This is a genomic window from Nocardia sp. NPDC052566, assembly GCF_044547285.1.
In the GTDB taxonomy this organism is placed as follows: Bacteria; Actinomycetota; Actinomycetes; order Mycobacteriales; family Mycobacteriaceae; genus Nocardia.
Genome location: NZ_JBIUAF010000004.1, coordinates 944,277 through 961,568 on the forward strand (window position 1 = coordinate 944,277; position 17,292 = coordinate 961,568).

25 protein-coding genes are annotated in these 17,292 nt (G+C 64.9%); 16 read left to right on the plus strand and 9 right to left on the minus strand.

Annotated elements, in window-relative coordinates; all coding sequences use genetic code 11:
* Nucleotides 1-2: 2 nt before the first annotated feature.
* From ACIG5A_RS24200 to ACIG5A_RS24245, 10 genes are all read left to right on the plus strand, one after another.
* Nucleotides 3-923 (plus strand): phage tail protein, encoded by a 921-nt coding sequence (locus ACIG5A_RS24200; protein WP_397243614.1) that lies wholly within the window; start codon nucleotides 3-5, stop codon nucleotides 921-923.
* 1 nt (nucleotide 924) lies between these two features.
* Nucleotides 925-1,383 carry a hypothetical protein gene (locus tag ACIG5A_RS24205; RefSeq protein ID WP_397243615.1) on the plus strand — a complete coding sequence of 153 codons (459 nt, stop codon included), beginning with the start codon at nucleotides 925-927 and terminating at the stop codon, nucleotides 1,381-1,383.
* 148 nt (nucleotides 1,384-1,531) lie between these two features.
* The gene (locus ACIG5A_RS24210; RefSeq protein WP_397243617.1) at nucleotides 1,532-3,550 is read left to right on the plus strand and encodes a hypothetical protein; all 2,019 of its coding nucleotides are present in this window, start codon (nucleotides 1,532-1,534) and stop codon (nucleotides 3,548-3,550) included.
* Complete coding sequence (locus tag ACIG5A_RS24215; protein ID WP_397243619.1) at nucleotides 3,550-3,954, plus strand: DUF2744 domain-containing protein; 405 nt, start codon at nucleotides 3,550-3,552, stop codon at nucleotides 3,952-3,954. Before ACIG5A_RS24210 ends, ACIG5A_RS24215 begins: the two co-directional genes overlap by 1 nt.
* On the plus strand, nucleotides 3,955-4,737 hold the full coding sequence (locus ACIG5A_RS24220; RefSeq protein ID WP_397243621.1) for an N-acetylmuramoyl-L-alanine amidase: 783 nt from the start codon (nucleotides 3,955-3,957) through the stop codon (nucleotides 4,735-4,737).
* Nucleotides 4,737-4,943: a hypothetical protein gene (locus ACIG5A_RS24225; protein ID WP_397243623.1), complete on the plus strand. Its 207-nt coding sequence runs from the start codon at nucleotides 4,737-4,739 to the stop codon at nucleotides 4,941-4,943. Before ACIG5A_RS24220 ends, ACIG5A_RS24225 begins: the two co-directional genes overlap by 1 nt.
* A complete protein-coding gene (locus ACIG5A_RS24230; RefSeq protein ID WP_397243625.1) occupies nucleotides 4,943-5,233 on the plus strand; it encodes a hypothetical protein in 291 nt (96 codons plus the stop codon). Before ACIG5A_RS24225 ends, ACIG5A_RS24230 begins: the two co-directional genes overlap by 1 nt.
* Complete coding sequence (locus ACIG5A_RS24235) at nucleotides 5,230-6,048, plus strand: hypothetical protein (RefSeq protein ID WP_397243627.1); 819 nt, start codon at nucleotides 5,230-5,232, stop codon at nucleotides 6,046-6,048. The genes ACIG5A_RS24230 and ACIG5A_RS24235 overlap by 4 nt, the downstream gene beginning before the upstream one ends.
* Nucleotides 6,049-6,060: 12 nt before the next feature.
* Nucleotides 6,061-6,378 carry a hypothetical protein gene (locus ACIG5A_RS24240; RefSeq protein ID WP_397243629.1) on the plus strand — a complete coding sequence of 106 codons (318 nt, stop codon included), beginning with the start codon at nucleotides 6,061-6,063 and terminating at the stop codon, nucleotides 6,376-6,378.
* 14 nt (nucleotides 6,379-6,392) lie between these two features.
* Nucleotides 6,393-6,761, plus strand: a complete 369-nt coding sequence (locus tag ACIG5A_RS24245; RefSeq protein ID WP_397243631.1) for a hypothetical protein — start codon at nucleotides 6,393-6,395, stop codon at nucleotides 6,759-6,761.
* Here the strand turns inward: ACIG5A_RS24245 and ACIG5A_RS24250 are convergent.
* Nucleotides 6,748-7,272, minus strand: coding sequence for a hypothetical protein (locus ACIG5A_RS24250; RefSeq protein WP_397243633.1), 525 nt, complete (start codon nucleotides 7,270-7,272; stop codon nucleotides 6,748-6,750). The two genes, ACIG5A_RS24245 and ACIG5A_RS24250, sit on opposite strands and share 14 nt — an antisense overlap.
* 10 nt (nucleotides 7,273-7,282) lie before the next feature.
* On the opposite strand from ACIG5A_RS24250, the gene ACIG5A_RS24255 reads away from it, so the two are divergent.
* Nucleotides 7,283-7,678, plus strand: a complete 396-nt coding sequence (locus tag ACIG5A_RS24255) for a hypothetical protein (RefSeq protein WP_397243634.1) — start codon at nucleotides 7,283-7,285, stop codon at nucleotides 7,676-7,678.
* A 761-nt stretch (nucleotides 7,679-8,439) separates the two neighbouring features.
* Here ACIG5A_RS24255 and ACIG5A_RS24260 read toward each other — a convergent pair.
* The 7 genes from ACIG5A_RS24260 to ACIG5A_RS24290 form a co-directional block, all read right to left on the minus strand.
* Entirely contained in the window at nucleotides 8,440-8,787 is a 348-nt protein-coding gene (locus tag ACIG5A_RS24260) for a Clp protease N-terminal domain-containing protein (protein ID WP_397243636.1), read from the minus strand.
* A 12-nt stretch (nucleotides 8,788-8,799) separates the two neighbouring features.
* Nucleotides 8,800-9,132 carry a hypothetical protein gene (locus ACIG5A_RS24265; protein ID WP_397243638.1) on the minus strand — a complete coding sequence of 111 codons (333 nt, stop codon included), beginning with the start codon at nucleotides 9,130-9,132 and terminating at the stop codon, nucleotides 8,800-8,802.
* A 176-nt stretch (nucleotides 9,133-9,308) separates the two neighbouring features.
* Nucleotides 9,309-9,632 (minus strand): hypothetical protein, encoded by a 324-nt coding sequence (locus ACIG5A_RS24270; protein ID WP_397243640.1) that lies wholly within the window; start codon nucleotides 9,630-9,632, stop codon nucleotides 9,309-9,311.
* A 157-nt stretch (nucleotides 9,633-9,789) separates the two neighbouring features.
* Nucleotides 9,790-10,005: a hypothetical protein gene (locus ACIG5A_RS24275; protein ID WP_397243642.1), complete on the minus strand. Its 216-nt coding sequence runs from the start codon at nucleotides 10,003-10,005 to the stop codon at nucleotides 9,790-9,792.
* Nucleotides 10,002-10,511: a hypothetical protein gene (locus tag ACIG5A_RS24280; protein ID WP_397243644.1), complete on the minus strand. Its 510-nt coding sequence runs from the start codon at nucleotides 10,509-10,511 to the stop codon at nucleotides 10,002-10,004. Before ACIG5A_RS24280 ends, ACIG5A_RS24275 begins: the two co-directional genes overlap by 4 nt.
* Nucleotides 10,508-10,630 (minus strand): hypothetical protein, encoded by a 123-nt coding sequence (locus ACIG5A_RS24285; RefSeq protein WP_397243646.1) that lies wholly within the window; start codon nucleotides 10,628-10,630, stop codon nucleotides 10,508-10,510. The genes ACIG5A_RS24280 and ACIG5A_RS24285 overlap by 4 nt, the downstream gene beginning before the upstream one ends.
* Nucleotides 10,631-10,760: 130 nt before the next feature.
* Nucleotides 10,761-11,039: a hypothetical protein gene (locus ACIG5A_RS24290; RefSeq protein WP_397243648.1), complete on the minus strand. Its 279-nt coding sequence runs from the start codon at nucleotides 11,037-11,039 to the stop codon at nucleotides 10,761-10,763.
* Between the two features lie 151 nt (nucleotides 11,040-11,190).
* On the opposite strand from ACIG5A_RS24290, the gene ACIG5A_RS24295 reads away from it, so the two are divergent.
* A complete protein-coding gene (locus ACIG5A_RS24295) occupies nucleotides 11,191-12,363 on the plus strand; it encodes a helix-turn-helix domain-containing protein (RefSeq protein WP_397243650.1) in 1,173 nt (390 codons plus the stop codon).
* 20 nt (nucleotides 12,364-12,383) lie between these two features.
* On the plus strand, nucleotides 12,384-13,163 hold the full coding sequence (locus tag ACIG5A_RS24300) for a class I SAM-dependent methyltransferase (RefSeq protein ID WP_397243652.1): 780 nt from the start codon (nucleotides 12,384-12,386) through the stop codon (nucleotides 13,161-13,163).
* Between the two features lie 517 nt (nucleotides 13,164-13,680).
* Here the strand turns inward: ACIG5A_RS24300 and ACIG5A_RS24305 are convergent.
* Nucleotides 13,681-14,388, minus strand: a complete 708-nt coding sequence (locus ACIG5A_RS24305) for a YoaK family protein (protein WP_397243654.1) — start codon at nucleotides 14,386-14,388, stop codon at nucleotides 13,681-13,683.
* A gap of 305 nt (nucleotides 14,389-14,693) precedes the next feature.
* Here ACIG5A_RS24305 and ACIG5A_RS24310 point away from each other — a divergent pair, with 305 nt between their 5' ends.
* From ACIG5A_RS24310 to ACIG5A_RS24320, 3 genes are all read left to right on the plus strand, one after another.
* Nucleotides 14,694-15,194 (plus strand): pyridoxamine 5'-phosphate oxidase family protein, encoded by a 501-nt coding sequence (locus ACIG5A_RS24310; RefSeq protein WP_397243656.1) that lies wholly within the window; start codon nucleotides 14,694-14,696, stop codon nucleotides 15,192-15,194.
* Between the two features lie 18 nt (nucleotides 15,195-15,212).
* On the plus strand, nucleotides 15,213-16,133 hold the full coding sequence (locus ACIG5A_RS24315; RefSeq protein ID WP_397243658.1) for an acyl-CoA dehydrogenase family protein: 921 nt from the start codon (nucleotides 15,213-15,215) through the stop codon (nucleotides 16,131-16,133).
* Between the two features lie 688 nt (nucleotides 16,134-16,821).
* The gene (locus ACIG5A_RS24320; protein ID WP_397243660.1) at nucleotides 16,822-17,220 is read left to right on the plus strand and encodes a VOC family protein; all 399 of its coding nucleotides are present in this window, start codon (nucleotides 16,822-16,824) and stop codon (nucleotides 17,218-17,220) included.
* The last annotated feature ends 72 nt before the right edge of the window (nucleotides 17,221-17,292 follow it).

Consider the following 17,292-nt stretch of genomic DNA (forward strand, 5'->3'; position numbering starts at 1 on the left):
CCATGTCGGCAACCGTCGTCCAATTGGAGAGCTACACCGGCGAATGGTGGACACTGCACGGTATCGGCCAGGGTGATCGCGGGGTGGTCCTCAACGAGATCGAGGGCATCATCGACGCCCCGGTCAAAACGGACTGGACACAGACGGCGTTTCGGCCCGGATCCTCACCCGGCGGTGTCCGCTGGGACGCCCGCGATGTTCGTTTCACGGTCACCATCGCCGGCGCGCTCCAGCACGGGAAGGCCCCTCAGGACTGGGAGCGGCTCGACTCGCAGTTCCGGCAGGCGTGGAGCTATTCCGAGGACTCGCGGCTGTGGGTCGAAACCCCTACGTCGCGACGGCATTTGGCGTTGCGTCCCATCGAGGCTCCGCACACGCTGACCGCGCGCGACCCGCGACGCAACCACCTTGCCCAGGTCGAAATGACCTGCCGCGCAGGGGTTCCGTGGTGGATCGAGGCCGATGTCATCGACACCTGGGTCTCGCAGGCTGCTGGCGTCGGGTCCGGAACCGTGACCGTGTCGAATCCGACTGACCGCCCGATGTGGCTGAAATGGGTGATCAGCGCCCCCGGGACGTGGACGTTGCCGGACTACTCGTGGTTCGGGTCGCCGACGTTCAGCGCTGGCGATCTGCCTGCCGATATCGCCGACCGTGCCGCGACCTCGACGGCCCGCAAGATCGTCATGCCGACGCTGGCCAGCGGTCCGGCCGTCGATATCGACACCGACCCGTTCGAGGAACAGGTGGTACGCGCGGGCTACCCGAACTTCTGGGCGTTGATGAACGGGCTGCAATTCCTGTTCCCGGTACCGCCCTGGACACCGCAGACCGCACTACCGGTCAAGGTCGACGGCCCGGTCGGATCGACCGTGCTCGTGATGTGTGAACGCCAGTGGACGCGAGCATGGGGGATGCACTGACATGGCCTACACCAAACAAACTTGGGCCGACGGCGCGCTCGGCGGCACACCGATCACCGCGGCGCGGCTGGCCCACATGGAACAGGGCATCTTCGACGGCAACACCGCGACCGCGGTGCAATGGTCGCACCAGCTGCGCGTCACCGACACCGGCACACGGGCACTCGGCTACAACGGCGCCGACCTCGGCGTCATCGCACCCGCCGGTCTCGCTCTCGAACGTGTGCATGTCCGGTTCCGTTCGTCGGACGCCTCCGGCGCGACCACGATCCAACTTCGCCGCAACGGTGCCACGACCGACATGCCGCTGATCTCGGTCGCCGCACCGGGACTCATGCAGACCTGGGCAGCCACACCGATCACCCTCGCCCAGAACGACGCGTTGACCGCCGAAATCACCGCGCTCGGCGGCACACCCGGCACCGGGCTACTGATCATCTACTCGGGAACCTACCTCTGAGATGCCCGCCTACCTCTACCCGGAACCAAACCTGTATCCGGGCGAATCGACATGGCCGGGAATCCTGCCGCAGTCGCTGCAACAGGCACACGCCGACGCGGTCGCCGAACGGCTCGATCGCAAACTCCGCCGGAGCCGCCCACCGCTGGTGCGGCTGTGGGACGGCAACTGGGTGCTACGCGGGACCGTCCGCAACGAGATCACCGCACAATGGCAGCTACTCGACAACGAAACCGGCATCGGTGTGCTCGAGATGCCGCTGGACTACTTCCTGTCCCAGTGGGTCATCGGACACGATCAACGCAGCACCGCGAACATTCATGTGACCGTCGACAAGGACGGAATCCGTTGGGGCGGAAGGCTCGACGAGTTCGAGATCATCGACGACGAGAAGGTGCGGTGCACCTTTCGCCACGACCTCGAGGAACTCAAGCACATCCGGATCTGGCCGAACCCGTTCCTGTTGGCCGAGACTCAATTTCCGCGCCTGTTCTTCCTGTTCGGCCCGGCAAAGTGGGCCGTCAAACTGGCGCTGATGCTCAACATCATGCGGCTGGAGTCGTCGCTGTGGATGTTGCCCGATGATCCGCTCGACCCGAAGCAGTGGTTCAACTTCGACCAGTCGACCTGGTCGATGGTCGTCGCCCCCGGCGACATCCACAGCGACAGCAGCCCGTTCGCGATTCCGTTCTCGCGAATGAAATCCGCGTACGACATGTCCAAACGGATCATGCAGGACGGCCAATTGTCCTGGGTCGCACGGCGATACCTCACCGGCGACCCACCGCCCTGGCCGGGCGCCAACCTGCGGCACGGCTGCCTCGTGTTCGACATCATCGACAAATCGGGGTGGACGAGCGGCACGTCGTTCGGCGGCAACCTCGCCACCGGGCTCGACCGGGCGCGAATCAACATCGCCAGCGACGGTCTCACCGAAGGCATCGACATCATCTCCGATCCGGCATTTCCGCCGGAGTACACACAACCGGGATGGCTCGGGACACTGCCCCAGGCGCCCTGGGTTGTGCTGCGCCAGGGCATCGGCGTGCAGTCCTCGACCTTCAAATGGCGGCCCGCAACCGATGTGCAGGTGACCACGGGTGGTCACTCGTCACCGGGCGTGAACGAGCTGATTTCGGCGGCGATCAATTGCGTTTCCGGTAGCACGATCATCGAAGGACCAGACGGCGATGAGCGCATCGATGTCCTTGCTGAGCGCGGCGGACCGTTCCGTGTCTGGTCGGTTACACCGAGGGGGCGACGCGTCGCTGCTACAGCGGATTTCGCGTTCAAGAAGGGCCGCACCGAACTCTTCGAGTACACCCTCGCCAATGGCCGCAAACTGACCGCCACCACACAACATAGATGGCTGACCCGTGCAGGATGGATGCCAACCGAAAAGGCCACCATCGGAACCGAAGTCGCCACAGTCGACCATTCGCGTCTTGCGATGGCTGACAGTGAAGCACAAGCGCCGTCGAACGACTTGCCGGACTCTGCCTGGCTCGGAATCGCCGAGGGGATTGCTGTCGAGTTCTCCGCCGTCGTGTCCATCGAGCCCCACGGAGTCGCTGACTTCTACGATTTGCACGTTCCAGGCTGGGTGAACTACTCCGGCAACGGGATCTGGTCGCACAACACCATCGGAGACTTGATCGCCGCCGCGGTTTTTATCCCGCCGATCGGCGGCGCGCTCGACGCCGTGCTCAAGCCGCTCTACACCGACACCATCTTGGCGTTCATGGCGTGGAAGTCACCGGCACGCGCACAGCGAGCGGGGTGGAGTCACTACCACGAGAAATGGGGCGACGGCGCCGACCGTGCCTACACGCTCGCCGCGCTGATTGCGTTACGCACTGGCTTCTGGGCGACACGAGAGCAGATCTCGCACTCGGTTGTTGTCGCCGATGCCGCGCCGTATCTGGTCGGTGCCCGCGGCTACGGGCACATGGACATCGGCGACCGTGTTGGCACGACCGTGATGGGCATGCCCGGCGGCAAGGTTTATGTCGACCGCATCACCGAGCTCACGATGGGCTGGAGCCGCACCGAGTCACCCGCCTGGAAAATCCAGGTCGGTGTCCGGGAATTCGAGGACCCGGTCCTCAAGGCGTATGAGGCCATTCAGGAAATCCTCGGCATCGCACAAGATTTGGGGGTGCTGTGATGCGGATCCCGCGTCAAGACCAATGCGACCCGACCGACCCGGAACAGCATGCACTGTGGGCGCTGGTGTGCCCGCCGGCCGCCGGCGAGACACCGATGTTGATTCCTGAATGGGTCGCCCGCCAAATATCAGCAGCGTTGTGGCACTGCGGATTTCGCCACCATCCCGAGTTGCAAACTCGCAAGTTCCAACGGCCCTACCGCGGGGCACAGCATCCGCTCAATGGCTCCGGCCGTTGGGTCGACATCAACGAACCCGACCCCGAACCGGTGATTCTGCCCAACCTCGCCGAGATGACACCGGCCGAGCGGGACGCGGTGATAGCGCAAGCCCGCGCGCTGGGCATGGTTCCCGAACCACAGGAACCGCCCAACGTCGCACGGATAGAGAACGGAGACGAATAGATGTCATGGTCAGGTGACCCCGTCTGGTTGGCCGATGTGCTGCGCGGCGAAGGTCTGCGGGTTGTCGAGTTCCCCGACTGGCAGGAACGTGGACACGGCGACTTCGGCAACATCTGGGGTGTCGTATGCCACCACACCGGCGGATCCAACACACCGCCGAGCGAAATCGCCTACGGCATACCGTCATTGGACGGACCGCTCTCTCAGCTGCACCTCGCCCGCGACGGCACCGTCACCGTCGTCGCCCTCGGTGTCGCCTGGCACGCCGGCGCCGGCGCGTGGCCCGGGCTGCCCGAAGACAACGCGAACTGGCACACGATCGGGATCGAGGCCGCCAACAACGGCACCGAAGGCTGGTCACCGGCACAGTACGACGCCTACGTGCGCTGCTGCTCAGCGATCATTCGACGCCTCGGTTACAGCGCCGACCGCGTGATCGGACACAAGGAATGGGCCGGACCCAAACAAGGCAAATGGGACCCCGGCGGCTTGGACATGGACCGTTTCCGCGCCGACATTCAGCGGCGCCTCGACACACAGGAGAACCTCATGGCAGCACTGAGCGAGACCGAACAGCGCGAGCTCCTCGACGCCGTACGGCGCATGCATTTCGAGCTGACCTACCCATTCGAATCGCGGGTAGCCGACTCGCGAAACCGCGACACCATGGCCGGTTACGTCCTCAACTCCGACGCGGCCGACTACCGCAACGAGCAGCGACTCCGCGCACTCGAGGTGAAGGTCGACCGAATCCTCGAGGTGCTCGGCAAGGCGGCCGCGTGATGGGAATTCACCGTGTCCCCGAGCCCGCGCTCGTCCGTTCCAGCCTGGTCGCGATTACCGGCATCCTCGCACTCGTCCTCGGTCGACAGGTGGACACGGCGTGGATCGAGGCCGCGGTCACCATCTACGCCGCAGTGTCGCCGATCCTCGCCGGCTACCTGATTCGCCGCGTGGTGACACCGATCGTCGACGACACGGCTGGCTGATGTACTGGCTCAACGCCGACCTTGTGCAGGCGACCGGCATCGCGATCGCCACCGTCGTCGGGGCGTTGACAGCCTGGCAGGCCCGGCAAGTGCGCCAGCTACGCGAGCGTATCGAGGCGTTGGAAGACCAACTCGCCGAAGACCGCTCGCGATTCAAAGCAGCCGTCAGGATGATCCGGGCCTTGTTGCGCCACATCGAGGAGCTCGGCGCGTTCATCAAGCTCCGGACCGGCGAGGCGCCCCCCGCGAATCCCGTCGCCATCCCCACCACGCTGGAAGACGAACTGTGACCACGCCACACGGACAACCGCCCGACAGCTCATGGGTACTCGGCGGCGGCGCATGGCGCTACGGACAAGACCTCACCGCCGAGACCGCCCGAATCATCATGAAGGGCGGTGTCGTCGGCCCGCAGGGTTCCTACAACCGGGTGCAAACCTCGATCGGCAGCACGACCGGCAACGTCATCCCGAGCGGGGATTCGCTGTGGTCGACCTTCTCCCGCAACGCCGATTCCACCTTCCCCCGAATCATGTTGGTGCCCACCGTGACAAGCACCGGCAGTTCCTCCGGCAGCAACTCCCATAGCCACTCGATCACCTTCGACGAACCACCCGACTACAAACCTGCCGGGCACGGGGCGAACCTGTGCGAGCTCGGATTCATCCAATGCAGCAAGGACCGCAGCTACACAGCGCTCACGTTCGGAACCGGGAACAGCATCACCGCGCTAGGTATCCAGGCCATGTACGCGACGGTCTACAAAATGGACCCGGCCACCGGCACGCTGTCGCTCCAGGCGCAGACCAGCGACATCAAGGCATCGGTATCGAGCAGGAACACCGAGTACACCTTCAATTTCGGCAACTCGATCGCGGCGAAGAAGTCCGACATCTTCGCCGCTGGCCTTCTACAGGTGACCGTGACCGGTCAAACATGCAAATCCATTCTGGCCCTGCCGATTTGGCCGATGGCAGCGCCGCCGGGCTTCCGCCCAGCAGCACTGTATGCCTATGCACCGGCTTCCGCGGTGCCCATGCCGTCGATCGCCTACAGCGGTTTGACCTGGAACGCCAGTTTCGTCCCGTACTACGCGTTGTCCTGAAGGGAGGCCGACATGCCACTGGGACACGACCCGCTCTACGACGACATGGTGCTACTGACCGGGCAAGACTTCGTCGCCACGATCCGCCCGGCCGCCGGCGAGTCGATCCCCACGGGCACGACCGTCGAACTCGTCATCCGCAATACACAGGACACAACAACCGTCGCGACCTGGCCCGCCGCGGTGTCCACCGCGGAAGCGACATGGTCTGTGCCCTCCACCATCACCGACGCGATCACCGCGCCCAGCCTGATCTACCGCGTCTACGCGCACTTCACCGACGGCACCGACTTCGTCTGGGTCCGCGGCGCGGTGATCCGCAAGCACTGAAAGAGGTTTCAACCATGGCAATTTCCGTTGCAGCAGTCCGGCAGGCGCTCGCGACGTTCTTCGCGACCCTCGGCGCAGGGTCGAACCAGATGTACGTCAGCTTGCACACCGGGCCCCCGGGGGCCACGGGGCAGGCGGAAGCATCCGGAGGAAGCTACGCGCGCCAGCTCGGCACCTGGGTGCCGGGCAGCGGCGGCACGTTGACGATGGCCAAACTGACCTTCGCAGGCATGCAGGCCGGAACCTACACCCACGCCGGTCTATGGAAAGTCGCCTCCGGCGGCACAGCCGCCGATTTCATCAACGGCGACGTATTGAATCCGTCGATCACGCTCGGCGGAACCGGCCCTATCGACGTGACGCCGAGCTTCACACAGTCGTGACCACTTGGCAGGCGCCACTACCGGTCCGGCCGATCATCGCCGCGACGGTCGCCGGATCGGTCGTATCGGTGCCGCTGCCCCGGGCCGGCGCGATCGGCCTGCCTGCGGGCGCGATCCACATACCGCCGCCGCTGACGTTCGAGATGTTCACCACCGACGCCACCGTGTTGTTCTCGGCGGCGCCGTCGGCGGCCGTCGCCTTCTCGAGTTCCGCCACGGCGACCGCCGCCACCAGTCCGGCCGCTGCTGCCAACTTTTCGACAGAGAGCCGGACAGATTTTCCCACCACCGCGGCCGCGGTCACGTTCTCCGGTGTCGCAACCGCAGCGTTCTCGTCCGCAGCCTCCCCCGGGGCAGCCTTGTCCAGCGAAGGCACAGTGTCGTTCACAGCGTCGGCATCGGCCACCGCACCGTTCACCGGATCCGGATCTGTATCAGCCCCCGCTACACCAGCCGTTGCGGCGCCGTTCACCGCAACGGCCGGCGTGGCGGCGCCAGCTACCACGTTCAAGCCGTCAGGGATGACCAAGAACGGCACGCAGCCGTGGGCGACCGCAGGCGACGCGGGATGGACGAACATCGTGGCCTGGACACCGAATACCGGCACGTACCCAGGTAGCTCTGTGGTCAGCGACCGGCTGGTCGTCCAGGGTGCCAAAGCGGCTGCGACCGTGTCGGCCGCCGCAGCCTTCAGCGGCGGATCGTTCGCCCGGGCCCACCGGATCCGACTCGTCGACCAGACTGGTGCCCAAATCGGCACACCCGGAGCCACCGTCAATGCCGACAGCGGCACATGCCAGGTGACTGCGACCGGCGTGGACCTGACCGGCATCACGTCGATCGGGCTTCAGATGACCGGCACCGACAACTGGTGCGGCACCCTGGCCAACACCGGAACCGCCCTCGCCATCACCTGACACAGCGACGAAACCAACAGCGCCCCAGCCCTTCCCGGCTGGGGCGCTGTTGGCGTTTCAGAAGTTCCATTCCCATCCGCCGCCATCGGTGGGCGGCGGAACGAACGTGAGGACACCGCTCGGGGTTCGCGAATCGAAGGTCACCCGGAACCGATACTTCGAGGCGGGCGCTAAGCTCGTCGGCCAGTCGGCGGTGTGACAGCGATACACCGCATCCGAATCCGGCCGCGGTTGAGTAACCCCGTCGCTGTCCACGAGACTCCAATTATTGCCGGGATGAAAGCCTCCAGGCAGCGCCGCCGACTCGAACTCCGCTGTCGTCTCCGCCTCCACGGTGGCGACAACGAAATGCCCTGCGACCGACGGAAGCGCGGCAGGTGCCGTGCACGGCGAATCAACGGTGATACTTGTGACCTTCCATGTCACGACCGGCGGCAGTCCCGGTTTGCCGATGGCGGCCGACTCGCCAAGCTTCTTGACGAGATTCCGCCGAGCCGAGGTCTGGTTTGTCGGCGTGGGTTGCGGAACGGCGGTGCTGGACTGGGCTGTGCTGCTCGGCGGCGGTGCGGTCGCGTCGTTGGTCGAGCTGCAACTAGTGAGTGCGATCGCTGCTCCGATCGCCAGTGCGGCAATGGATTTCATCATCTTGCCCCTCATCAGATGTGGCCGTGACGGTACTCGCTGGTGCATCCGTCGTCCACGGAATCCATCTCAAAATCGAGCCGCCCCGTCCTCATATCGAGGGCGGGGCGGCTCGTCGTCTACTCCGACGGCGGCTCGTGCCGCTCGTCGATTCGGCCGTCCGGGTAACGGGTGATCACCCTGCCGTCCAGGTAGTGGTCGACGACCCGGCCATCGAGGAACCGGGCGCGTTGTGCGTCAGGCTCCGGTGGCGGCGTGTCGAGGAACAGTGCCACACGGCGGGCGAGGTCGCCGACGTCGATGCCCATCCGATACTGCATTTCGAATGTCGGCATCGAATTGGCATCGGCGAGGATCGCGAGCATCAGATGCTCGACGCCGACGTATCCGTCGCCGCGGTCGCGGGCGATCTGCTCCGCGGTTGCGAGCGTCTGCTCGTACACCTCGGTGCGTCGCATGCTCTCCATCGGTCCAGTCTCCTACGAACCGAGGACTTCGTCCCACTCGTAGGAGCGGTTGCCCCACTGGTCTTTGCGTTCCTGGCATATCCAGTGCCGCCAGCCGTGTTCGCCTGCGTCGGTCCGGACGCGCTTGCCGACGCTGAGTCGGCTACAGCTCAGCGCCGGAGTTCCGTCCGGGCGGGTGGTGGACTCTGGGATGGAGGCGTCGCTGCCGCGGCATGCCGAGCTGCTGTCGTTCGGGTCGACATGGCCGAACAGACACGGCCCGGCTCCCATTGCGGCGGGTGCCGTGACGGCGGTCGCGCCGCCGAGTGCCGTCGATAGGATCGCGCACGCCGCAACAATCTTCATCAGGTGTTTCATTGTTTCCCCTCATTTCCCCACTTGCCCCTGATTGGTCAGGGGACGTCTTCTTTCAGAACTGGCGGCGCCACACCAACACGGCCACCGCCCCGTGACTCCCGATATGCACGCCAGAAGCTGGATGACGCGCTGCCCGTCAGCCAGGAGTCGGCGCTCGTCGTCGGTCATGAGCGTCGGCTCGCGTCGGTCCCGTCCTCGGCGGCGAGCTTCTCTACGTACGGTCGCCCGGCGTCGGTTACCCGGTAAACCGCGGTGGTCGGGTGGGGCATGTCGACGGTACGAATGACCCAGTCGCGCTTGGTGAACCAGCGCAGAGTCCGGCGTATCTGACGCGGACTCATGCTGATGAGGTGGAAGCACAGATCGTCTTCGGTCTGTCGGCCGTCTCCAGCGAGGAGCATGGCGGCGACACGGCGACGTCGATCGGCTCGGCGGCCGAAATAGTCGCTCAGCAGCTCGAGGAGGTCGAACATGTCGAGGAGGTTCATTCCCGTCCTTCTTGGGCGTCTGTTTCCGAGGTCTTGAGGATCTGCATCGCAGCGACCGCTCGGAGACACGGCGGGGTGCCGAGCATTACGCCTGTGTTGATTGCGCCGATCTGGACCAGCAGCCGCACGATGTCGAGCACAAGACCGTCGTCGTCGTTTACCGGGGGCCTTCCATGTCGAGCACGGGCGGGTACGCGGTCGCGGACGGCGCTGCGGTCTCGGTCTGTGCGAGATACCAGGCTGCCGCCCAAAACCGTTTGCACGACCGACCCAGCCGGTTGTGTTCCTGATGTATCTCGACGATCGCGGCCGCTCTATCTCTGTCGAGGTCGGTCGGCGCGATATCGCACCCGTCGAGCACAGGGTCGGTCATGATTTCCTCCACGAAGGGGAGAAACAGAGGGGGATGGCGCCGAGGATCTTGAGCAGGTCGACGATCGTCGCTAGTAGAGGCAATGGTTTTGACGTTGGCGGATGCATCCACGAGAACGGCAGGTCGGAATGCGGAACAGGCAGTACGACCCGGCTACCTGGGGGTGCGAGGCAAATACCGGCGCGCTGGAGGGCACGCACGATGTGCTCCTCCACGGGGTGCCGAGCGTCGACCAGGATGGTCGCGCGCCGCGTGATCGGATGTTGGACTACCGGAGCAGGCGCACGGGTCAGCCTGTCCTGAACCGACCGCGCGAGGCCGATCGGCATTGTCACCGCGCCGAATTTTCCCTCGACCGGCAACAACAGAATCCAGCTCGAGTCATCAGCGGCAGGCAGAGCGTGTACCGGCAGTCCGAGCGCCACGTATTCGCACCACGCGGACTGTGCGAGATCCTTCGGAATCGTCACGTGGATGTGGTCGGTCACGATGCGATGCTCGATCACTGCGGGTCCTCGATATCGCGGACACTGATAGGCACCACGTCGATCGCGTCGGCCTTGTCCAGGTCGTCGTAGTCGTCGGCCCAGCCGTCCTCGTCGACGCGGTACCGCGAGCCGTCCATTCGCTGGAGCAGTGGCGCGCTGTTTCTGGGTGCGATCTTTTGCTTGCTCGGGGTATCTCGGTTGAATTCCGCCAGCAATGCTTGGACAGAGGGCGCAATCTCGTGCGCCCGTTGAGATTGAAGCACTGAGCTATGCCCCTTTACGGTGAGAAGCGGCACTGTCTGGGACGAAGTCGCGATACATCCGTGTCCGCATCAGCGCCCGGCCCTGAGCCGAGATCCAGTACTGCGTCGGAATCCCACTGGTGCCAAGCACCAGCCCGAGGTTCGACAGGCGCAACAGCGCCGCACGAGTTCGCCCCGTTCCGAATTCTGTTGTGTTGGAAAGCTGTCTGACAGTGCGTGCCTCAGCGGGGTCGACGACCGCCAGGGTGCCCAAGACCTTGGCCTGCGGTTCGGTGAGTGGCATGAGTTGATCCCCTCGTCGTCATTGGGACGGAACCCGGTGTCGAGGATCGGTGTTAGTCGACCCGGCACCGGGTGCTCACTCCGACGCTAAGCCCCGTTTCGACATCGAATCTTCAAATTTTCTTCAAATTGAAGGTGCTAGGCTCGGGGGCGTGAAAGAGAGCGACTCAGTAGGTGCGCGCGTCGCCCAATACCGCAAAATGCGCGGATTGTCGCAGCATCAACTCGTCGCACTGGCTGATGTGAGCTACAGCATGCTCAGCAAGGTCGAGTCCGGGCATGCAACGCCCAGCGCGGCCTTCGTTGGAATGATCGCGCAGGCACTGCGGGTCGACCCGTCGCGGCTCTACGGAGCCGAGGAGCAAGAGCAAACCCTCGACATCTTGCCGATCATCCGCCGGACACTGGCGGCAGTCGACCTCATGGACGACAGACTTGAGCCCGAACCCCTGGACCAACTCCGCCCGCTGGTCAAACAGGTTGCGAAGTGGAGGCGCGGCACCCAATACCGCAAGGTCGCCGAAGTGCTCCCGGATCTGGTCGACCGGCTACTCGTTACCGCCCAAGTGGAGGGCGAGCCTGCGTACGCGATGCTCACCGATGCTTACCGGGCGGCGAACTCCTTATCGCACAAGCTGGGCTACAACGATCTGTCCATGACCGCGACCGAACGCATGGAATGGGCTGCAACCCAATCCGGTGACCCGCTGCGCCTGGCCAGTGCCCACTTCGTGAAAGCCTCCACACTCGCGCGGATCGGTGCGACTCGGCAGGCCATGCGGTTGCTGATCAGATCCATGGCCGAGATCGAACCGATGATCGGGTCCGACCCGGTCGCCACGGCGGTTTACAGCACACTGCACATGAAGGCTGGAGCAATCGCGGCGACACTGACCGATGCCGACACGTCCCGAATGCATTTCGCCGAAGCGGCACGACTCGCGACGCAGTTCCCCGAGGGCGTCGTCTATGACACAGTGGCTGGCGCAACCAACGTGAGGTTCTATCGAGTCGGTGCCGAGGTCGATCTCGGCGACGCAGGGCGCGCAGTCGAAATCGCCAAGAACACACGGCTACCGAAGACCACAGGGGCTGTCGGCGCTGAGCGGCAAACGTATTTCTGGCTCGACACCGCGCGGGCGCACCTGCTCGCCGGTAACCCTGACGCCGCCATCGAGGCTCTGCTCGAGTCCCGCGCGATAGCACCTGAGCACTTCCGCTCAAACCCGACCGTGAAGGCCACAGTACGAGCCGCGGCCGATCAGCAGCGCCGCGCGAGCAACACGCTCCGATCACTGGCGAACTCGGCAGGAGTTGCGGACTGATGCCTTACAAGCCTGACGAGTTGTTCCACGGTGCCGCGCCCTACTACGCCCGATACCGCCCCGGATACCCGCCGCAGTTCTTCGCCGAACTCCGGAAGCGGCTCGGGCTGAATGGAACTCAACAAGTACTCGACCTCGGCTGCGGCACCGGACAGATTGCGATACCGCTAGCCCCTGCGGCCGCAACGGTATTCGCGGTCGACCCTGACCTCGACATGCTGGACGAGGGGAAGCGCAACGTCGCCGGAACCAGCAATATCGAGTGGTTGCGCGGCGACTCCAACAACCTGCGCTCCCTGAATCTGCCGCTGTTGGACGCGGTTCTCATGGGCAAGTCGTTCCATTGGACCGACCGCACCGCATTGGTATCGGACCTCGACACCCTGATTCAGCCATACGGAGCGATAGTGGTCGTTACCGGAGAGCTGCACGCCGCCGCCGCCGTCGCGCCATGGGATGACCTGGTCGCATCCCTGCGAGTCAAGTACCTCGGCCCACGGCGTCGCGCTGGTTCCGGCACCTACCGGCGCGCCGAGGAAACTCATTTCGACGTACTGGCTAGTTCACCGTTCAGCAACGTTGAAACCCTCGGGTGGCAATGGAACGTCGAACGTGATGTTGACGCGATCGTCGGCCTGCAATTCTCCTACTCCTATTCAAACCCAGCCCAATTCGGCTCCGAGGAGCGTTGTGTCGCGTTCGCTGCCGAACTGCGCGCAGCACTGCTCGACCGGTACCCCACTGGCGTTGCGACCGAACCTCTCACCATCGAGGCGTTGATCGCCACACGACCCAGCTAACTGCGACAAAGCCGCTGGACAGCTAGCCTTCGGCATCGCGTATGGGCTGAGGGCTATTGATGAAGTAGGTCCCCTGCGTCCACTCGTCCCACAGGCGGCATTGACTCAAAAAGCCCTCCGCCGTGTAGGGGCCGAGATCGAAGGAGGGTTGCGCGGATTTGGGATCGTCATGTGTGTGCTCGCTCATGCAAGTACGGACGCGCCTCGCCGTCGGGCTGGTTTCGGCGGCGGCCCGGTTGTCCTCCGATGTCCGCCCCCTCCGTCGAATTCCGCACGGATTTCACTGTGGACCGGGTCCACATTCGCGGGGTACAGTCACTGCACCATCCCGCGCCGTGATTCACCATGGTTCATGTCGCCGCAGGTTGGGCCCAACGGAACCGAAACCACCCAGGTCAATGAACCTAAGGATATGGGTTCGATTCCCCTAGGCTCCACGCAAAACAGTCAAGGCGAGCGCTCCCTGTGAGCACTCGCCTTGACTGTTTTATGGCTCCGAGACACGCTGCGCGGCAGGCTATTCGGTTGCCAGGGGGCCGTGGCGGTCCAGGTGCAGGTAGGTGTAGCAGGTGACGATCAGGCAGACGACGGTGGCGGTGATGAGCATTGCCCAGCCTGCGACCATCAGGCTCAGCAGACCGCCGAACAGCGCGCCGAGGGCGAACGAGACGTAGAGCAGGAAGTAGCCGAGCCAGTCGGCGTAGTCGCCGCCGCTGAGGTGGCGTTCGATGCCCTGCGCCATCTTCACCAGGGTGCCGGTGACATAGCTCAGCGGCACCGAGACCTCGCCGTTCTTCACGAACGAGGTGTTCAGCCCGCCGACGCCGAAGGCCACGAACAGAATAGGGATGAACTCGATGCGCGAGGTATCCCGCTGGGCGAGCACGACGTCGATTACGGAGGCCGCGGCCAGGCTGATGGTGGTGAGCAGTACCGGGCCGTGCGGATGACCGTGCCAGTAGTGCCTGCGGCACCAGGAGGCGATGACGACGCCGGATAGGAACGACAGCAGCAGCGAGGCCGCGGCCACCGCCATGTCCGATTCGCCATGGAAATAGCCGAGTACCGCGCGTTCGGTGTTGCCGGTCATGAACGTGACGAAATAGCCGGCGGTATGCATGAAGGCCGCCGCGCCGATGAGCCCGGCCAGTCCGGCGAGCACCCAGGAGATCCTGGCTTCGTTGTCGAAGAGTGCATTTCGTCGTGCTTCGTCTGGCTTGGGCACAGGTCAGGCTCCTCCTCGCGGCTGATGACCACTCAGTGATACCCGCCGACTCTGGGAATCGGCTGATGCACCGCCGTGCGGTTACCTGTGGATTGCCAGGGGCTCCGCGATTGTCGAGCGGGGCGATAGGTCGCGCCCGGTATCCCCGGAGTAACCGAGCACACGCCAAAGTGCCTCCTTCCGTGCGTATTTCGATCGGCGCATGATCAGGTCGGTAACAACAGGTAACCGGCCACATCATGAGGAACCAGCATGCGGAGATCGAGAACGGATAAGCAGCGGCACGGTACGGCCGGGGGTGCGGCATGACCGCCAAGGTCGGCGCGTTCGCCGAGATCGAATCGGAGTTCGACGCCTACGTCGGCCGCATCGGCTACTCGACGATGGTCACCGTCGACAGCTCGAACCGGCCGAGGACCCGCGTGCTCATCCCGATCTGGGAGAACGTCGATGGCACTCCGCTCGGGTGGCTGGCCACCTATCGGACGCCGATCAAGGCGGCGCATATCGCGCGCAATCCCCATGTCAACTTCTCCTACTGGGATCAGCGCAACGACTCAGTCGCCGTCGACGCGGTGGCCGAATGGATCGACGATCTCGGTCTCGCCGACGGACCCGCGAATCTCGAGGTGCGCAAGCATGTGTGGGATCTCTACCGGCAGACCAGCCCGCGCGGCGCGGGCTATGAACTCGGCCGGTTCTGGCGTACCCCCGACGATCCGCAGTTGCAGATCCTGCGCCTGGAGCCGTGGCGGATCCAGGTGATCAGGGGCCGGGATCTGCGCAGCCGGATCTGGCAGTCCTAGCCGGGTTACGGTGCACGGGTGGAATCCGTGTTCGATTATCTGCTCCGCGCACCGCTGCCCGGGCCGCTCGACTCCGTCCCCGCGGCCTGGGACCGTCATCGGCTGGTCGCGCCGCGCTTCGCCGCGACGGTGGATGTCGCGCTGGCCGCCGGGCTCGGCGCCGACCGGCTCGGCTTCGCCTTCCTGTCCGGATATCAGGAGGCGTTGCGTGCCTTGGTGCCCGAACTGCCCGCTGACGAACTGGTCGCGGTGTGCGCGACGGAGGCGGGCGGCGCGCATCCCTCGGCCATCGCGACCACGCTCACCGAGCGCGACGGCTGGACCGTCGACGGCACCAAGTCCTTTGCGACGCTGGGGATCATGGCGCGGCGGCTGCTCGTTATCGCCAGCATCGGCGCCGTGGACGGGCGCAACCGGCTGCGGGCGGCGCTGGTCGACGCCACCCGCCCCGAGGTGACAGTGATGAATCTGCCCGCGACCCCATTCGCGCCCGAGATTCCGCATGCCACGGTGACTTTCACCGGCGCGCCGGCGAGGGTGCTGCCCGGCGACGGCTACGCCGATTATCTCAAGCCGTTCCGGACCATCGAGGACGTGCACGTGCTCGCCGCGGCACTGGGCTGGTTCGTCCGGGTCGGGCGCGAAGCGGAGTGGCCACAGTGGGCCATGCAGCGGCTGCTCGCGGCGATCGCGCTGGTGCGCGGTCTCGATATCGCGCGGCCGGGCTCGCCTGGTGTGCACATCGCGTTCGGTGGCGCCTACGAATACTTCGACCAGTTGCGCGCCGAGCTGGAGCCGCTGTGGGAGCGGGCCGATGCGGTGACCAGGCAGCGGTGGGAGCGTGATCGTCCACTGCTGGCGACGGCGGGGCGGGTGCGCGCGCTGCGGCTGGAAGCGGCCTGGCAATCGATCGCGGGGGCCGAAGCGCAAGGAGCGTAAGAGAGTTGACCTTCCCCGGAAATGGGGAGCGGGCCTCGGCGAAGGGGGGGAGTTAGCCGAGGCCCGCGTAAGGTCGGCCCGGGGGGGAGGGGCCGACGTCAACGATCCTACGCGATGATCCGTGATTGTGTGTGAGTGGGGACGGCCACTTTCCAAGAATTTCCGGGTAAGCCGATCGAGGTCGGGCGGTACCGCTGCGTGGACGCCTGTCCGGTGCTGTCCGGCGTTCGCTGGCCGGTGGCCCCTGATTTGCCAAAATCCTTGTCGGACAGGTAGTTACGCGTTGTGTCCGCACCCGGATCGCGGACCGGGCCGAACCGATGAAACATGCCGACCGGTCGCCGTGTGTTCGATCTCGCGCCGGTTCGCCGCGGGATAGCGCTGAATTCCGTCGGATTTGTCGCGTGTCGTCCGTGGGGCGGCATGTCGTGTCAAGCCGTCGTGCTCCGTTCGAGTATCCCGGGCGACCATGGCCGGTCGAATCGGGTAGTCCGCTACGCGCGACCCACCGGCCGTCTCGACGGGATGATCGAACCGGTCGCATCCCGATCCGGTTCCCCCGAGCACCGCCTGGATCAGGATGCGACCGTTCGTTTCTCTCCCCGGTCGGAAACAGGGGGTAGGCGGCCGTCCTAAAACTCTGTACGTTGTAGATAGTAATCGAGCTACCCGCACAGAAGGATCGAAGATGCCGATCACCGCCTGCACCCTGTCCCTCACCGTGAACGACATCGCCGCGACGAAGCGGTTCCTCATCGACCACTTCGGTTACACCGAGGCCATCGCCGCCGAAGGATTCGTCTCGCTGATCCACGCCGAGGTGCCGCTCGGTGTCGCGGTGCACCGGCGCGGCCTCGAGGTACTGCCCGAGGAGCAGCGTCACGTGGTGTCGCAGGGCTTCGCCATCGCCTTCACGGTCGACGACGCCGAGCGGGAGGAGGCCAGGCTGCGTGCCGAAGGGGCGAACATCACGCTGCCGCTGGTGGAACAGCCGTGGGGCGAAAAGCTCTTCCAGGTGACCGACCCCAACGGTGTCGTCGTTCAGATCTTGGAATGGACGGCGTCAGAGGTACAAGGCGGCGAATGAACTGAAATGTGTCGGTGCCTTGCTCAATACTGAATCCGGTATCGGCCGATCCGATCGAGCCGAAGAAATACG

Bases quoted from the DNA above. Each gene is read 5' to 3' on its own strand.
- ACIG5A_RS24260 (WP_397243636.1), bottom strand. From the start codon at position 8,787: ATGGAGAGCATGCGACGCACCGAGGTGTACGAGCAGACGCTCGCAACC.
- ACIG5A_RS24230 (WP_397243625.1), top strand. From the start codon at position 4,943: ATGTACTGGCTCAACGCCGACCTTGTGCAGGCGACCGGCATCGCGATC.
- ACIG5A_RS24255 (WP_397243634.1), top strand. From the start codon at position 7,283: ATGACCAAGAACGGCACGCAGCCGTGGGCGACCGCAGGCGACGCGGGA.
- ACIG5A_RS24285 (WP_397243646.1), bottom strand. From the start codon at position 10,630: ATGGACGGCTCGCGGTACCGCGTCGACGAGGACGGCTGGGCCGACGAC.
- ACIG5A_RS24275 (WP_397243642.1), bottom strand. From the start codon at position 10,005: ATGACCGACCCTGTGCTCGACGGGTGCGATATCGCGCCGACCGACCTC.
- ACIG5A_RS24205 (WP_397243615.1), top strand. From the start codon at position 925: ATGGCCTACACCAAACAAACTTGGGCCGACGGCGCGCTCGGCGGCACA.
- ACIG5A_RS24310 (WP_397243656.1), top strand. From the start codon at position 14,694: ATGACCGCCAAGGTCGGCGCGTTCGCCGAGATCGAATCGGAGTTCGAC.
- ACIG5A_RS24240 (WP_397243629.1), top strand. From the start codon at position 6,061: ATGCCACTGGGACACGACCCGCTCTACGACGACATGGTGCTACTGACC.
- ACIG5A_RS24265 (WP_397243638.1), bottom strand. From the start codon at position 9,132: ATGAAGATTGTTGCGGCGTGCGCGATCCTATCGACGGCACTCGGCGGC.
- ACIG5A_RS24215 (WP_397243619.1), top strand. From the start codon at position 3,550: ATGCGGATCCCGCGTCAAGACCAATGCGACCCGACCGACCCGGAACAG.
- ACIG5A_RS24200 (WP_397243614.1), top strand. From the start codon at position 3: ATGTCGGCAACCGTCGTCCAATTGGAGAGCTACACCGGCGAATGGTGG.
- ACIG5A_RS24220 (WP_397243621.1), top strand. From the start codon at position 3,955: ATGTCATGGTCAGGTGACCCCGTCTGGTTGGCCGATGTGCTGCGCGGC.
- ACIG5A_RS24290 (WP_397243648.1), bottom strand. From the start codon at position 11,039: ATGCCACTCACCGAACCGCAGGCCAAGGTCTTGGGCACCCTGGCGGTC.
- ACIG5A_RS24270 (WP_397243640.1), bottom strand. From the start codon at position 9,632: ATGAACCTCCTCGACATGTTCGACCTCCTCGAGCTGCTGAGCGACTAT.
- ACIG5A_RS24245 (WP_397243631.1), top strand. From the start codon at position 6,393: ATGGCAATTTCCGTTGCAGCAGTCCGGCAGGCGCTCGCGACGTTCTTC.
- ACIG5A_RS24320 (WP_397243660.1), top strand. From the start codon at position 16,822: ATGCCGATCACCGCCTGCACCCTGTCCCTCACCGTGAACGACATCGCC.
- ACIG5A_RS24225 (WP_397243623.1), top strand. From the start codon at position 4,737: ATGGGAATTCACCGTGTCCCCGAGCCCGCGCTCGTCCGTTCCAGCCTG.